This window comes from Methylomonas sp. MgM2, from assembly GCF_054172045.1.
In genome coordinates this window covers 360,274-375,253 of record NZ_JBSYXO010000001.1, presented here as the reverse complement: position 1 = coordinate 375,253, position 14,980 = coordinate 360,274, and the positions used below count along the sequence as shown (strand labels likewise).

Genomic DNA, 14,980 nt, shown 5'->3' with positions numbered 1-14,980 from the left:
CAATGCTTTATAAGTTAATCTAGCGGCTGGCTCAGCGAATCAATGCGGATTGCGGGGGCGATAAAATCAACAGCCTGTTAAGGCCAAATAAATTAGCGGTTTGATGTTAGATGATTAGACGTTCGAACTGGTCGGAGCTTTTTCGGATACGCCTTTGCGCATCAACCAGTAAGCGGCTGGAATAACCAGCATGGACAACAGCGGTGCGGTGATCATGCCGCCGACCATAGGAGCTGCGATACGGCTCATGACTTCGCTGCCGGTGCCGTGGCCCCATAAGATCGGTAATAAACCGGCGACGACTACCGCGACGGTCATGGCTTTAGGCCTTACTCGCAATACCGCGCCTTCTCGAATGGCTTCCAACAAATCGGCTTGTTCGGCTAGGCCGCGTTCTTGGCTTTGGCTCCAGGCTTGCTTCAAATACAGCAGCATGATCACGCCGAATTCCGCCGAAATACCCGCCAGCGCAATGAAACCGACGGCGGTGGCGGCAGACAGATTAAACCCCAAGAAATACAAAAACCAAACGCCGCCGGTCAGCGCGAACGGCAAGGTGATCATGATCAAAAAGGCTTCATCGAAGCGGGCGAAGGTTAGATACAACAGAACGAAAATGATCAGCAAGGTGGCCGGCACGACCAGCATGAGCCGGGCATTGGCCCGCTCCAGAAATTCGAACTGGCCGGAATAGTTCAGCGTGATGCCAGGTTCAAGTTGCACCCGGCCGGATATCGATTGTTTTAGCTCGGACACCACCGAGGTCAGGTCGCGGCCGCGGACGTCGATATAGACCCAGGCGCTTAGGCGGGCGTTTTCGCTTTTTAGCATGGGCGGACCATCCGTGATCTTGACATTGGCGACGCTGCCCAGCGTAATCAGGCTGCCGTCCGCCGTGACGATGGGCAGTTCGCGCAGGCGTTGCGGCGTGTCGCGCCATTCCCGCGGATAGCGCAGATTGATCGGATAGCGGGCCAGGCCCTCGACCGTTTCTCCGATGTTGTCGCCGCCGATCAGGCCGGAAACCACCGATTGCAGGTCCGATACGCTTAAACCGTAACGGGCGGCCGCCAGCCGATCGATATCGATGTCGATGTATCGGCCGCCGCTTAAACGTTCCGCCAAGGCCGATGTGACGCCCGGCACTTTTTTGGCGACGTGTTCGACTTGCTGGGCGATGCCGTCTATTTGACTCAGTTTGCTGCCGGTGATCTTGACGCCGATCGGACTTTTGATGCCGGTGGCCAGCATGTCGATACGGTTGCGTATCGGCGGAATCCAGATATTGCTCAGGCCGGGCACTTTGACGGCCTTGTCCAGTTCTTCGACCAGTTTTTCCGGGGTCATGCCCGGACGCCATTGTTCGCGCGGCTTGAACTGTATGGTGGTTTCGAACATCTCCAGCGGAGCCGGGTCGGTCGCGGTTTCGGCCCGGCCGACTTTGCCGAATACCCGTGCGACTTCCGGAACGGTCTTGATCATGCGGTCGGTCTGCTGCAGCAGTTCCGAGGCTTTTTGCGCCGACAGGCCGGGCAAAGCAGTCGGCATATAGAGCAAATCGCCTTCGTCCAAAGGCGGCAGGAACTCGCCGCCCAGACGGCCGAGCGGCCAGAATGTCGTCAGGAACGCCAGCACCGCGACCAACAAGGTGGTTTTGGGTTTGCGCAGCACCATTTCCAATACCGGCCGATAGGCTCCGATCAACCAGCGATTCAACGGATTGTCGGTTTCGTTCGGGATACGGCCGCGTATCCAATAACCCATCAAAATCGGAATCAATGTCACCGACAACACGGCGGCGGCGGCCATCGCGTAGGTCTTGGTGAAAGCCATGGGGCTGAAAAGGCGGCCTTCCTGCGCCTCCAGGCTGAATACCGGCAAGAAAGACAGGGTGATGATCAAAAGCGAAAAGAATAAGGCCGGCCCGACCTCTACCGTCGCTTCAATCACGACTCGCCAATGCGCATTACCCCTTAGAATTTCGCCCGGATGAAGCTGCTGCCATTTTTCGATTTTTTTGTGGGCGTTTTCTATCATGACTACCGCCGCGTCGACCATCGCGCCGACCGCGATGGCGATGCCGCCCAGCGACATGATGTTGGCGTTGATGCCCTGATAGCGCATGATCGCGAATGCAAGCAATACGCCCAAAGGCAACGCGACGATGGCGACTAAAGACGAACGCAAATGCCAAAGAAACAGCGAACAGACCAAGGCCACGACGACGAACTCCTCGATCAATTTGTCGCGGAGATTGGCGACCGCTCTATCGATCAACCGGCTGCGGTCATAGGTCGTGACGATTTCAACGCCTTCAGGCAGACTGGCTTTCAAAACATTTAACTTATTACGCACCGCTGCGATGGTTTCCCGGGCGTTTTTGCCGGAACGTAAAATGATGACGCCGCCGACGGTTTCGCCTTCGCCGTCCAATTCAACAATGCCGCGCCGCATCTGAGGGCCCAATTGGATAAAAGCGACGTCGCCCAATAGCACCGGCACGCCGTTATCGTACTTCAACAAAATCGCGTTGAAGTCGTCGAGCGTTTTCAAATAGGCGCTGGAGCGCACCATGTATTCGGCTTCGCCCAGTTCCAGCAACGCACCGCCGGTTTCGTCGTTAGCGGCCTTGATGGCCGCGGCGACCTGTTCGTGCGTGATGCGATAACTGGTCAGTTTGACCGGATCCAATACCACTTGATATTGTTTGACCATGCCGCCGACCGTCGCGACTTCGGCCACATTCGGCAGGGTTTTCAGCTCGTATTTCAGAAACCAGTCCTGCAAGGCCCGCAATTGCGACAGGTCGTGCCGGCCGGTCCGGTCCACCAGAGCATATTGGTAAATCCAGCCGACCCCGGTTGCGTCCGGCCCCAGGTTGGCTGTGGCGCCTGCCGGAAAACGGCTTTGCACCTGGTTCAGATATTCCAGCACCCGCGAACGCGCCCAGTACAAATCGGTACCGTCGGCGAACAACACATACACATAGCTGTCGCCGAAGAAGGAATAGCCGCGCACGGTCTTGGCGCCCGGCACCGACAGCATCGTGGTCGCCAAGGGATAGGTCACTTGATTTTCGACGACTTGCGGCGCCTGGCCCGGATAAGTGGTACGGATGATGACCTGTACGTCGGACAAATCCGGCAAGGCATCGACGGCGGTGGTTCCGGCCGACCAGACGCCCCAGGTTGCGACGAACAAAGTGCCCAGCAAGACCAAAAATCGGTTGGCAACCGACCAGCGGATCAATGCGGCTATCATCGGGCACCTTCGGCGTGATGGTGTTGTTTGTTTTCCGTTGCGGGCGAATGCGGCATATCGCGGTCGGCGTGATTGTTTTTGAGCTGCCGGTCAGGCAGGGCCGCCGGCTCGAACGGTTGCGCGGCAATACCGTTCAGGCTGGCTTCCGAATCCAACAAAAATTGTCCACTGCTCACAATTTCCTGGCCTGGTTTCAGACCGGCGACGATGACGGTCTTGTTGCCGATTTCCCGGCCCAATCTCACTTCTTGCGGACGGTAACGGCCTTGCTCTAACGCCACCATGACCAAGCTGCGCTTGCCGGTGCGGATCACGGCTTCGGTCGGTACGGCTAAACCCTGTTCTTCGCTAGCGGAAGTCAATAAGACTTGGGCCGATTGGCCGGGACGCAGAAACTGACCGGGATTGGGGAGTTCGATGCGCACTCGCCCGGTGCGGCTGCCGGGGTTCAAGGTCGGCACGATTTCAAACACCCGGCCGTAAAAATCTCGGGCAGGAAAAGCCGTCAAACGGACTTTGGCTGAATCGCCGACATGCAGACCGGTGACCTGCGCTTCCGGCACCGCCACTTCCAGCCAGACAGTCCCCAATCCATTGATGCGCGCCAAGCTTTGTCCTTGATTCAAGGTCATGCCGGCCCGCACATCCAAGCTTTGGATGACGCCGGCTATCGGCGTGGTTATGGTATAGCGGTTTTGTACCCTGCCGCTTTTCTGCAGCTGCTTGATCATGGTTTCGGGCATGCCCAATAGTCGCAGGCGTTCGCGGGCCGCCGTCAATAGAGCGTCATCGCCCAGTTCGCGCAAGGCCAACAGTTCCTGCTGGGCCGCGGCCCAATCCGGCACCAGTAATTCCGCCAGCGCTTGACCGGTCTTGACGCTGTCGCCTTCGGCCAATGGCCAGACCCGCTCGACGAAACCGCCGCTACGAGTTTGGACGATGGCAATGTCGCGTTCATTGAAACCTATCAGTCCGGTTGCCTCGATTTGCCGGCTCAGCGGAATCGAAACGACTTTAGTCAAACGCATCGCAATGTTCTGGCTAAGCGTGGCATCGATCGCGATTCCTTGCGCCGCATCCGCCTCGGCGCTTTCGCTATCGGCGTATTTTGGAATCAAGTCCATGTCCATGAAAGGTGAGGGCCCGGGTTTGTCGAAGTGCTGTTGGGGCTGCATCGGATCATACCAATACAACACTTTGCGTCGGCTTTCGGGTTCTTTCGTTTCCGAGAGCGCGGTTTCGCCCGTTTCGCCGGTGTCCGAATAATGCGAAGCCGTCCACCAGCCGATGAGGATGCCGATGGCTAACATCGAAAAAGCCATGAACGAGAGTAAAAACAGTCTTTTGGTCGCGCTCATAACTGTTCCTCCGCATGTTTCAGGGTTTGTTCGCTATAAGTGAAATGCAGACGCGCCGCTAATTGCCGGCGATCGCCTTCGAGCGCGATTGCTTTCAACTCTTCGTCGATCAATTCGCTACGTGCGGCAATCAAGGAGGACAGTTCGGTTTTATTGCCGCGCCATGCCGCCAGTGTTAAAGCCACTTTTTCCCTGGCTAATGGAACCAGGATGTCATTGGCGCGTTTGACTGCTTTTACCAGGCGATTGTACTCGGCCAACGAGGATTCCAGCATGGCTTCGTGTTCCTGCAAGGCGGCCTCGCGCTCGGCTAGAAGCGCATTGCGTTCATGCAGTTTTTGCTGCAATTTGGGCTGTTGCCTGGATTCGGGAAATATCGGCAGATCGATACTGAGCTGCAAGGACACCATATCGCTATAAGGTTCCGCGCGGCGCTGATAAGCCAGTTGTAGCGCCCAATCCGGAATTTTATCGGCTTTGGCCGCTTCGACTTCGCCGTCGACAATTTGGGTTTTAGGGTCGAACAAATCGAGTTCCGGATGGCGGTGCAAACCGTGAGCCAAGCTTTGATCGGTGATCGGCCAATCCGGAACGGACCCGGTCAAGGGTAGATTCGCCGCTTCGCCAACCCAGCGCTTCAACCGGGCAATCGCCTGTATGCGTTCGCTTTCCAAGGCGTCGCGCCGTTCTTCTATCAGCGCGGCTTCCTGAATTGGGGCTACTAACTCGGCGGCCGAACCGGAGCCGCCGGCAAAGCGGGCGCGTATCGCTTTGTCGAACAGCCGGTTTTCGGTTTCCAAATCGCTTATTCGGGCCAGTTGCTGTTCGATGGTATCCCGGTTAATCCAAGCCATTGCGGTATCGCGCAATACCTGTAATCTTGCCAGCCGTATTGCGGTTTCCGCCAAACCGATACGGCCGGATGCGATGGCCTCACGGGCACCGAGTTTCGCCGGATTGGGAAAGGCTTGTTTGACGCCTATGCGCTCCATCGTCATAAAGTCATCGGAAAGACTGAAGGCGTCGCCACCTTGAGTCGGAATGTTTTCCATACCCAGAATCAATTGAGGATCGGGCAATGCACCGGCCGGTATCGCTGCTTCGCGGGCGGCGTCGAGTCGAGCCGCGTTGGCATTCAGAATGGGTGCGTTATCAAGGGCGAGCGCCAGCGCGGCTTTAAAGGACAAGCCGTCGGCGCGGACATAGGGCGATAATGCGATTGTCATCGCCAGTATGCACATTCGCCAAGTCGGACCATAACCGCAACGGTATTGGGTAAACATGCTCTAACTCCCGGAAGCGCTAGCGGACTTCGATTGGCGTTCGTACGCAAGCGTTGAAAACTATTTTCAGATAACCTGGCTATCGGCGGAATTTAGGATTTGGCCAAAAACAACTTCCCGTTTTTCCGGTGCGAACCCTGGGGCATATCGAATGAGGAACGCCGTGAACCCTTCCATGGGGGCTTGACGGCAGCGTCCTTGCCGCCGACATCCTCACTCGGCATGTCCCCAGTGATTATTGCCATATCGGGAAGTTATTTTGGACGATATCCTTATCGGAGTTAGCGGCGATTAGGCGGACGCCAGGTGTCGGACGAAAAAAATGTTGGGGTTAATGCGCTGGTCACGATGAATCGTTCGTTATGATGCAGACTCGGTAATTGATTTTGCGTAAAGGAAATTATCGCTAGCCCTGTCGGTTGGCATTCTTTCTCGGCCTTGCAAGGCTTTCCGGTCTGCATGGAGGTGCGTTCGTCGTTGCAGCAGGTATGTTCCCGATTTGCTTGCTCGTTCTTCAACTCTGCCGATTTGAGCGGGCACGGCTTTTGTTCTATCGTAAATACGGCTGCGATACCCTGCAGCGGGATCGCGAAAGCCAAGACAATGACTAGAATTAGTTTGAACAAACGCATGGCCGGAGTATAACACTGCCAGCGGCCGTAGTCAGCCTGTTCGATCGGCATTGATGTCAATCGGTGTTTTTTCAAAATGTCTAATATTTATTATGAAGTTTTCTATGATTACGGTTTTCTGATTTCATTCTAACCCGACGAAATTGCATGGTAACTTGGATATCGGAGCAAACCGACTAGAATATATGACTGACCCTACGCATGATTTTCTGATTAACCGGAGTGCGCGCTGGTTAATTGACTATGTTGCCGATGCTATACTGATAATCGATTCCAGCGGACGCATTCTGGCAAGCAATCCAGCCGCAGAACAATTGTTCGGTTATACGCAAGACGAGTTTAACCGGCTTATTGTTGACGATTTGGTTCCGTTACGCTTCCGGGCGGAGCACGGAGAGAAGCGTAACGCTTATAGCGCCAAGCCGGAGAAGCGAAACATGGGAACGAAGCTGGAAATATTCGCTTTACGCAAAGATGGTAAGGAGTTCGCTGTAGACGTGAGCCTCAGTCCGATCGCAGATGGAAACGCTTTGGCTGCGATTTACGACATTTCCCCTCGGAAAAGGTTGGAGACGGAGCAGAAAAAGATGATTCGTGAATTGGAAGTCGTCAATGAAGAACTCAAGAATTTTGCCTACGTGGTTTCGCATGATTTAAAGGCGCCGCTTCGTGCCATAGGGTCTTTAGCGGATTGGATTTCCGCAGACCAGAAAGACCGTTTAGATAAAGAAGGTCAGGAACATTTAGCGTTATTGATTCAACGGGTCCGGCGATTGGATGCGCTGATAGACGGGGTGCTGCGATATTCGCGTATCGGGCGTATACACGAGGCGGTGACCGAAATCGATCTCAACGGATTGATGGATGAAGTGGTCGATTCCTTGGCGCCGCCGCCGCACGTTAGCGTGAGTTATTTACCGAACCTTCCGACGATAGTAGCGGAAAGAGTCAGCGTTAAACAAATATTGCAGAACCTGATCGCAAATGCGATTCGGTACATCGATAAGCCGGAAGGACGTGTTGAAATCGATTGCATCGATCAGCCGTGCAACTGGCAACTCAGTGTGTCCGATAACGGCCCTGGTATTGAATCCCGCCATTTCGAGCGTATCTTTCATTTGTTCCAGACCCTCCACACGCGCGATAGAATAGAAAGTACCGGCGTGGGCCTATCCATAGTCAAGAAAATCGTCGACCAGTACGGCGGCGAGGTTTGGCTCGAATCCACTGTGGGTCAAGGCAGTACTTTTTATGTCACGGTGCCTAAGAATCTAAAATAAAAATCATTGCAAAGCGTATGAGATTGAAGAATAGACCTGTTTTATTGGTCGAAGACGATTTAGTAGATGCCATGACGGTAAGGCGTGCTCTGAAAGAATTGCATGTCGGTAACCCGCTGGTGCACGTCGAAAACGGTGAAGAGGCTTTGAATTATCTGCACGGCTGCGGGCAGGAACTTCCCTGTTTGATTCTGCTTGATCTCAATATGCCGGTCATGAACGGATTAGAATTCTTGCAGGTAAGCAAAACGACCGCGGCGTTGAAATGTATACCGGTAGTGGCTCTAACCACTTCGGACGAGCAATGGGATAAAGTCGAAAGTTTTCAATTGGGCGTGGCGGGTTACATGTGCAAGCCGGTGGAATACGGTCAGTTCGTCGAGATCATGCGTACCATAGATGCGTATTGGAGCATCAGTGAATCGCCGTTATGAGCAATACGCCGAATAAGCCCGTCGTTCACTTGTTGTTGGTCGATGACGACCAGTTCGACCGGCTGGCCTGCCGGCGCGCTTTGACTCAGAATAAAGATTGCGATTTCGTGTTCTACGAAGCCGAAACGGCCAAGCAAGGACTTGAAATAGCGCGCCGCGAAAACCTTGATTGTGTTCTGCTTGATTATCACTTGCCGGACTTGTCCGGTTTAGAGTTTCTGGCCGAACTGGCCGAAGAAAGCGGCGAGTTGCCCATGCCGGTCGTCATGCTGACGGGTTCCGACAATGCGATGGTTGCCGTCGATGCGCTTAAATTGGGCGCGCGCGACTATGTCGTTAAAGATTCGGTTGGAGAGTCTTTGCAATGGTTGCCGGCTGTGGTGCTTCGGGCCTTACGCGAGCAACAAGCCATTCACGATAAACGTCAGGCCGTCGAAAAATTGCGTGAGGCCGAAGCCAAATATCGCTGTTTAGTCGAACAAATTCCGGCAATTACCTATATCGCTTCGTTGGATAGGCCGGGTCAATTACTCTATGTCAGTCCTCAGATCCAGCAGTTAGGGTTTCCGGCCGAACACTGGCTGAGTGACCCGGAAGGTTTGATGAAACACGTTTATGCGGAAGATCGAGAGAACGTGATTGAGGCCTATTCGTTGACATATGAAAAGCATATTCCGCTACGATGTGAATATCGGTTACGCATGCATGACGGACGTCTAAGATGGTTTCTCGATGACGCTAACGTCGTGCGCGACGAGAATCTCGGCGCTCTGTGTTTGCAGGGCGTTCTTGTCGATATTACCTCGGATAAAGAGACGGCGCAGGAATTGTATTATTACCGCAGGCGCCTTGAGGAGTTGGTTGATCAGCGGACAGATCAACTAATGAAACAGAGCGTAATCTTGGCTTCGGCTAATGCCCGCATGGATACGGAATTGTGCGAACGCAAGCGGGCGGAAGCGGCGTTACGCAAAAGCGAAACGCGCTTTAGGTTGCTTTTGGAGTCGGCGGGAGAGGGCATAGTCGGCGTCGATACCGGGGGGCGCTGTACCTTTGTTAACCGGTCGGCGCTTAGCATGTTAGGTTACGAGTCGGAAGAACTGTTAAACCAAGATGCTTGTGCGACGATACATTTATGCGATGCTAAGGACGCATCGGGCCTTAACCGGCAATGCAGCATTTACGTCGCGTTTCGTAGCGGTACGCCGCAGAGGACCACCGAGCTATTCCGGCGCAAAGACGGGGAGGCGGTTAGGGTAGAGTGCTCGGCGCACCCGATGCAACTTGACGGCAAAGTCGTTGGGGCGGTTTTAGTGTTCCGGGATTTGAGCATGCTAAATGCTTTGAGTTCATGTTAAGCGCATTGTCCCGGCAAGATTGTAAGAAGAGCCGCTTTAATTCAGCAAGGTTTCAGAATGAGGCTCGTTGACCTTGTGCATATCGTTTTGAACCAATGAGACAATCGTCCAGTTCGCTTTTGGGACTATTGGAGCCTCCTTCGAGAAAAATGCGATTGTTCCGTTTGGTGCTATCGCAAATAACGGCACAGCCTTTTGAGGATGGCCTTGCAAGAAATGTTTAAAACTATATTGCCGGGTGAGCAGGGTTTTATGGATCGTTGCACCGTTATTTAACATCTCACATAAAGTTTGAATGTTGACGTTTTCGTCAAACAAGGTTCTGCCCACCGGCGGCGGCATAAAATGGGAAAGGTTAGCGGTAGAGGCGTCGGGGGCGGTTTGAATCGTATATATCGCCTGCTGGCCGAATTCCGTTCGGTAGCGTTGGCATGCCAAATGATTAATTTCGTGGTATTCGGAAACCGCTAACATATGCCCGATGCCTATTAAATCCAAGCGTTGATCGGCGTGTTTCGAGACGATGTTGCCGAAATAAGTTTGCAAGCCGTCCATACGGGCGTCCCGGATGTGTCCCCAGCTCGTATCGGCTATCAATACGTCGAAACCGGATTCCTGAAGGGCGACCGCAAGGGCTCGGCCAAAGGTGTTGGCGCCTATCATTAAAACGCCTTTGGCTTCAGGTTCGGCTACACCTAATCGACAGGCAATGAAGCGCGCGGTGAAACTCTGCAATATCACGGTGCCGATAATCACCATGAAGGTCAGCGGCACCAGTTGTTCGGCCTGGATATATTCGAGGTCGCTTAAATGTAGGCTTGCTTGCAACCGCGGAGTGATTGCGGCTTGGTTGGCGTGTTCCTGCAGACGCAAGGCGAATACGGCTGCCGTCGCCGCGGCCACGATTCCGCAAGGGCCTATCCAGGCGATCAGAAATTTTTCTCCCCATTTTAACGACGCGCCTCGTGTCGCCAATAATGTTTTTAACGGTCGGGCAATGAACTGTATCGTTAGTAGCACGCCAGCCGCTTTCCAGCCCAGCTCAAAAAATAGCGAGAAATTGATTCGCGCCGCCAAGATGATGAACAGTCCGGAAATCAGCAATATACTGAGGCTTTCCTTAAAATTCAGGATACCCGTCGTTGAGACGCCTTTCATGTTGGTCAAGCAAGCTCCCGTGATGGTGACCGCCAATAAACCGGATTCGCGTTCTACCGCGTTGGCGCCGGCAAACACGCCGAATACCAAAGCCAGCGCGGCGATATTGTGAAGAAATTCCGGTAACAAGTAACGGCGAATTAAGAGGCCGAATCCGTAGCCGGCTAGAGCGCCTATGCAGGCACTGAAAAACAGGGTTTTAAAAAAAAGGACTAGCGTCTGTCCTATTGCTCCGGTATCGACTTCCGAAACGATAAATTGAAACACCAAAACCCCGAGGAATGCACCGATCGGATCGATGACGATACTTTCCCAGCGCAGAATTCTAGCGACTTTGGCAGAAGGGCGGACCGTACGCAACATCGGAATAACGACCGTGGGGCCGGTCACAACGGTAATCGCACCGAATAAAACGGCCAGTTTCCAGGAGAAGTCGAGTAGCCAATAAGTGGCTAGCGAAATGATAAGCCATGTTGTCAGTATTCCAGTCGTCACCAAGCGGCGAACCACTATCTGCAAGCCTTGGATTTCTTTGGATTTTAGCGTTAGGCTGCCTTCGAACAGGATCACCGCAACGGAAAGGGAAATGAAAGGCAGCAATAAATCGCCAAACGTTTCATCGGGTTTTAGCCAACCGGTTACCGGGCCAGCGACGATGCCGGCAAGCAGCAAGAATAATATCGCGGGTAATTTTACCCGCCAGGCAATCCATTGGCACAGGATGCTGATTAGTCCGATAGCGGCAAGTGAGAAAATAATGTCGTCCTGCATAAAACTTCGCGGCTCCGCGAGCAGCTAACCATGAATACGATTGCGTCTTGCATGGCAAGCTTAGAATCCGAGGCTATGCAAAAGTTCTCTTAAAACCCTTGGCCGATCCGAACAATCCACTATCGGAGAGCAATGAAGCCGCAATATATGTCAGTTCGGACGTGTTCCAACTTTGAAGATGCCAACCTGTCCGTCAGGCCCCTATCATCGGCTAGTGACGGGATTAATACAACAGCGCCTGCGAAAATTCGGCTAATCGTAGCCTTCCGGATTATTGCTCTGCCAGCGCCAGGTATCGGCCACCATTCTCGATAAATCGCGCTGCGCCGTCCATTTTATTTTTTCGGCAGCCAAACCGGGATCGGCATAACAGGAAGCTACATCGCCCGGACGCCTGGCGGTGATTCGATACGGTACTTGCTGACCCGTCTCGCGAACGAATGTGTTGATCATATCCAGCACGCTGTAACCGTTACCGGTACCGAGATTGATCGCGTCGCAAATGCCGGTGTTTTTCGAACGCGACATCAAATATTCCAAGGCCTTGATATGGCCTTGCGCTAAATCGACTACGTGTATGTAATCGCGTACACCGGTGCCGTCATGTGTGGCATAGTCGTTACCGAATACCGAAAGGACCGGTAGTTTACCTATGGCGACCTGAGACAAATACGGCATCAGGTTATTCGGTACGCCGTTAGGGTCTTCGCCGATTAGGCCGCTGGCGTGTGCGCCGATAGGGTTGAAATAACGAAGTATCGCTATTTGCCAAGGCTGTTCGCTTCGATTCAGGCTGTCGGCGGCACTGGCGTCGCGCAATATTTCTTCTATGAATAGCTTGGTACGGCCATAAGGATTGGTGGCTTTTAGCGGGAAATCCTCGATAATCGGTACGGTATGCGGATCGCCGTAAACCGTTGCCGAAGAGCTGAATACCAGTTTTTTGACGCCATGGCCGGCCATGGCTTCCAGCAGGACTAATGTGCCGCTGATATTGTTTTGGTAATAGCTGAGCGGAATCTGGCAGGACTCGCCCACGGCTTTTAGGCCGGCGAAGTGAATGACGGCGTCGATAGGCTGGGATTGGAATATTCGCGCCAGCGCCTCGGCGTCATTGATATCGGTTTGGTGAAACTGAACCGATCTCCCCGTAATCTTTTCGACCCGGCGGATAGCTTCGATTTTACTGTTACTGAGATTGTCGACAACGACGACTTCGAAGCCGTGGTCTAATAGCTCAACGCAGGCATGGCTGCCGATGTAACCGGCACCGCCGGTCACTAAAATCGTAGGTTTCATATTCGGAATCCATTGAATTAACGTTCTAGTATTTCTAGGCCGTCTTCCTCAGACGGTATGCGGAGCAAACCCGCATCGGGATCGATGCGCAATCCGGCAAAATCGAACAGGCCGGTGTCGAGCATTTGCGATGGGGCAATATTCTGCAAACTGGCGAAAATGGTCTCCAAACGGCCGGGGAATTGTTTGTCCCAAGCAGCCAGCATTTGTTTCATGGCCTTGCGTTGCAGGTTTTCCTGAGATCCGCATAGATTGCAAGGGATGATCGGAAATTGCTTGAATGCGGCGAAACGGTTGATGTCTTTCTCGCGGCAATAGGCAAGGGGACGAATCACGATGTTTTGTTTGTCGTCGCTGAGCAGCTTGGGCGGCATGGCTTTCAGTTTGCCGGCATAAAACATATTTAGGAAAAAAGTCTCGATGATGTCTTCGCGGTGATGTCCCAATGCGATTTTGGTGACCTTGTGTTCCTTGGCGAACCCGTACAAGGTGCCGCGTCTTAAGCGCGAACAAAGGCTGCAGGTTGTTTTGCCTTCCGGCACGATGCGTTTGACGATGCTGTAGGTGTCGTGCTCGATGATATGAAAGGCTACGCCGATTGACGTCAAGTATTCAGGCAATACCTGTTCCGGAAAACCGGGCTGTTTTTGGTCCAGATTGACTGCGACGATTTCAAAACTAACGGGGGCGGTCTTCTGCAGATTCAGCAGAATATCGAGCATGGTGTAAGAGTCTTTGCCGCCCGACAGGCAAACCATGACCTTGTCGCCGTCCTCGATCATATTGTAGTCGGCAATAGCTTCGCCGACGTTTCGGCGTAAACGTTTTTGCAGTTTGTTGAACTGGGTGCGGGATTTTTGCTCTGGACTGGACATAGAAGATGTAAAAAGCAGCCGAAGCGTATACTTTGGCTGCGAAGCGATTAGCCGTTATAGCGTTGGAAAATCAACGTGGCGTTGGTGCCGCCGAAACCGAAGCTGTTGGACATCACGGTGTTCAGTGCCGCATTCTCCCGGTACTCGCGTACGATAGGAATGCCGGCCGCCTCGGGATCGAGTTCCGTAATGTTAGCCGAAGCGCTGAGGAAGTTTTCCTGCATCATCAATAAAGAGTAAATGGCTTCGTTAACGCCGGCCGCACCCAAGGCGTGGCCGGTCAGCGACTTGGTGGAGCTGACGAAAGGTACGTCGCCATCGCCGAATACCGCACGCATGGCTTCCAGTTCGCGCATGTCGCCGACCGGCGTGCTGGTGCCGTGGGCGTTGATATAGTCGATTTTGCCGTCAACAGTTGCCATGGCCATTTGCATGCAACGCACGGCGCCTTCGCCCGAAGGTTGGACCATGTCGTAGCCGTCCGAAGTTGCTCCATAACCAACCAATTCAGCATAAATTTTCGCACCGCGGGCTCTTGCATGCTCCAATTCTTCGATGACTAACACGCCGCCGCCGCCGGAGATCACGAAGCCGTCGCGCGTGGCATCGTAAGGCCGCGACGCTGTGCTCGGTGTATCGTTATATTTTGAAGACAAGGCGCCCATGGCGTCAAACAACACCGACATGGTCCAATGCAATTCCTCCCCGCCGCCGGCGAATACGATATCTTGTTTATTCAGTTGGATCAATTCCATTGCATGCCCGATGCAATGCGCGCTGGTGGCGCAAGCCGAGCTGATCGAGTAATTGACGCCTTTGATTTTGAACGGCGTAGCCAGGCAAGCGGTATTGGTGCTGGACATGGCGCGGGTGACCATATACGGACCGACCTTTTTGACGCCTTTGGAACGTAATATGTCTGAGGCATCGACCAGGTTGGACGTGGAGGGACCGCCCGAACCCATGACCAAGCCGGTGCGCACATTGGAAACATCGCTGTTTGCCAGGCCGGAGTCCGCAATGGCTTGTTCCATGGCTAAATAATTGTAGGCGGCGCCGTCGCCCATGAAGCGTTTGATCTTGCGATCGATCGCTTCGTCGAGATCGATATTGACCGGGCCATGCACATGGCTTCTAAAACCCAATTCGGCATAGCCATCGGAATAGACGATGCCGGAGCGTCCGTTTTTCAGGGAATCGACAACCTGCTCTTTATTGTTGCCTATGCTGGAAACGATTCCCAGACCTGTTACAACCGCGCGTCTCATGAA

11 protein-coding genes are annotated in these 14,980 nt (G+C 53.5%); 3 read left to right on the top strand and 8 right to left on the bottom strand.

The genetic code is table 11. The annotated features are described in order from the left end of the window. Positions 1–114: 114 nt before the first annotated feature. The 4 genes from ACW73I_RS01685 to ACW73I_RS01670 form a co-directional block, all read right to left on the bottom strand. The gene (locus ACW73I_RS01685) at positions 115–3,261 is read right to left on the bottom strand and encodes an efflux RND transporter permease subunit (protein WP_458027460.1); all 3,147 of its coding nucleotides are present in this window, start codon (positions 3,259–3,261) and stop codon (positions 115–117) included. Next, positions 3,258–4,619 carry an efflux RND transporter periplasmic adaptor subunit gene (locus ACW73I_RS01680; protein ID WP_458027459.1) on the bottom strand — a complete coding sequence of 454 codons (1,362 nt, stop codon included), beginning with the start codon at positions 4,617–4,619 and terminating at the stop codon, positions 3,258–3,260. Before ACW73I_RS01680 ends, ACW73I_RS01685 begins: the two co-directional genes overlap by 4 nt. Beyond that, on the bottom strand, positions 4,616–5,902 hold the full coding sequence (locus tag ACW73I_RS01675) for a TolC family protein (RefSeq protein WP_458027458.1): 1,287 nt from the start codon (positions 5,900–5,902) through the stop codon (positions 4,616–4,618). Before ACW73I_RS01675 ends, ACW73I_RS01680 begins: the two co-directional genes overlap by 4 nt. Before the next feature lie 281 nt (positions 5,903–6,183). Next, the gene (locus ACW73I_RS01670; RefSeq protein WP_458027457.1) at positions 6,184–6,585 is read right to left on the bottom strand and encodes a hypothetical protein; all 402 of its coding nucleotides are present in this window, start codon (positions 6,583–6,585) and stop codon (positions 6,184–6,186) included. Positions 6,586–6,719: 134 nt separating this feature from the next. Here ACW73I_RS01670 and ACW73I_RS01665 point away from each other — a divergent pair, with 134 nt between their 5' ends. From ACW73I_RS01665 to ACW73I_RS01655, 3 genes are read left to right on the top strand one after another with little or no spacing between them, the layout of a single operon-like run. Beyond that, entirely contained in the window at positions 6,720–7,814 is a 1,095-nt protein-coding gene (locus ACW73I_RS01665) for a sensor histidine kinase (protein ID WP_458027456.1), read from the top strand. 17 nt (positions 7,815–7,831) lie between these two features. Beyond that, complete coding sequence (locus ACW73I_RS01660) at positions 7,832–8,248, top strand: response regulator (protein ID WP_458027455.1); 417 nt, start codon at positions 7,832–7,834, stop codon at positions 8,246–8,248. Further along, positions 8,245–9,606, top strand: coding sequence for a PAS domain S-box protein (locus ACW73I_RS01655; RefSeq protein WP_458027454.1), 1,362 nt, complete (start codon positions 8,245–8,247; stop codon positions 9,604–9,606). Before ACW73I_RS01660 ends, ACW73I_RS01655 begins: the two co-directional genes overlap by 4 nt. 36 nt (positions 9,607–9,642) lie before the next feature. On the opposite strand, the gene ACW73I_RS01650 is transcribed toward ACW73I_RS01655, so the two are convergent. From ACW73I_RS01650 to fabB, 4 genes are all read right to left on the bottom strand, one after another. Beyond that, complete coding sequence (locus ACW73I_RS01650; protein ID WP_458027453.1) at positions 9,643–11,535, bottom strand: cation:proton antiporter; 1,893 nt, start codon at positions 11,533–11,535, stop codon at positions 9,643–9,645. A gap of 252 nt (positions 11,536–11,787) precedes the next feature. Beyond that, positions 11,788–12,834, bottom strand: a complete 1,047-nt coding sequence (galE, locus tag ACW73I_RS01645; protein ID WP_458027452.1) for a UDP-glucose 4-epimerase GalE — start codon at positions 12,832–12,834, stop codon at positions 11,788–11,790. A gap of 17 nt (positions 12,835–12,851) precedes the next feature. Continuing rightward, positions 12,852–13,709, bottom strand: coding sequence for a tRNA 2-thiocytidine(32) synthetase TtcA (gene ttcA / locus ACW73I_RS01640; RefSeq protein ID WP_458027451.1), 858 nt, complete (start codon positions 13,707–13,709; stop codon positions 12,852–12,854). A gap of 47 nt (positions 13,710–13,756) precedes the next feature. After that, on the bottom strand, positions 13,757–14,977 hold the full coding sequence (gene fabB / locus ACW73I_RS01635) for a beta-ketoacyl-ACP synthase I (RefSeq protein ID WP_458027450.1): 1,221 nt from the start codon (positions 14,975–14,977) through the stop codon (positions 13,757–13,759). Between the last annotated feature and the right edge of the window lie 3 nt (positions 14,978–14,980).

What these genes read in the sequence shown, in the direction of transcription:
- ACW73I_RS01685 (WP_458027460.1), bottom strand. Translation starts at nt 3,261, where the DNA reads ATGATAGCCGCATTGATCCGCTGGTCGGTTGCCAACCGATTTTTGGTC.
- ACW73I_RS01680 (WP_458027459.1), bottom strand. Translation starts at nt 4,619, where the DNA reads ATGAGCGCGACCAAAAGACTGTTTTTACTCTCGTTCATGGCTTTTTCG.
- ACW73I_RS01675 (WP_458027458.1), bottom strand. Translation starts at nt 5,902, where the DNA reads ATGTTTACCCAATACCGTTGCGGTTATGGTCCGACTTGGCGAATGTGC.
- ACW73I_RS01670 (WP_458027457.1), bottom strand. Translation starts at nt 6,585, where the DNA reads ATGCCGATCGAACAGGCTGACTACGGCCGCTGGCAGTGTTATACTCCG.
- ACW73I_RS01665 (WP_458027456.1), top strand. Translation starts at nt 6,720, where the DNA reads ATGACTGACCCTACGCATGATTTTCTGATTAACCGGAGTGCGCGCTGG.
- ACW73I_RS01660 (WP_458027455.1), top strand. Translation starts at nt 7,832, where the DNA reads ATGAGATTGAAGAATAGACCTGTTTTATTGGTCGAAGACGATTTAGTA.
- ACW73I_RS01655 (WP_458027454.1), top strand. Translation starts at nt 8,245, where the DNA reads ATGAGCAATACGCCGAATAAGCCCGTCGTTCACTTGTTGTTGGTCGAT.
- ACW73I_RS01650 (WP_458027453.1), bottom strand. Translation starts at nt 11,535, where the DNA reads ATGCAGGACGACATTATTTTCTCACTTGCCGCTATCGGACTAATCAGC.
- galE (WP_458027452.1), bottom strand. Translation starts at nt 12,834, where the DNA reads ATGAAACCTACGATTTTAGTGACCGGCGGTGCCGGTTACATCGGCAGC.
- ttcA (WP_458027451.1), bottom strand. Translation starts at nt 13,709, where the DNA reads ATGTCCAGTCCAGAGCAAAAATCCCGCACCCAGTTCAACAAACTGCAA.
- fabB (WP_458027450.1), bottom strand. Translation starts at nt 14,977, where the DNA reads ATGAGACGCGCGGTTGTAACAGGTCTGGGAATCGTTTCCAGCATAGGC.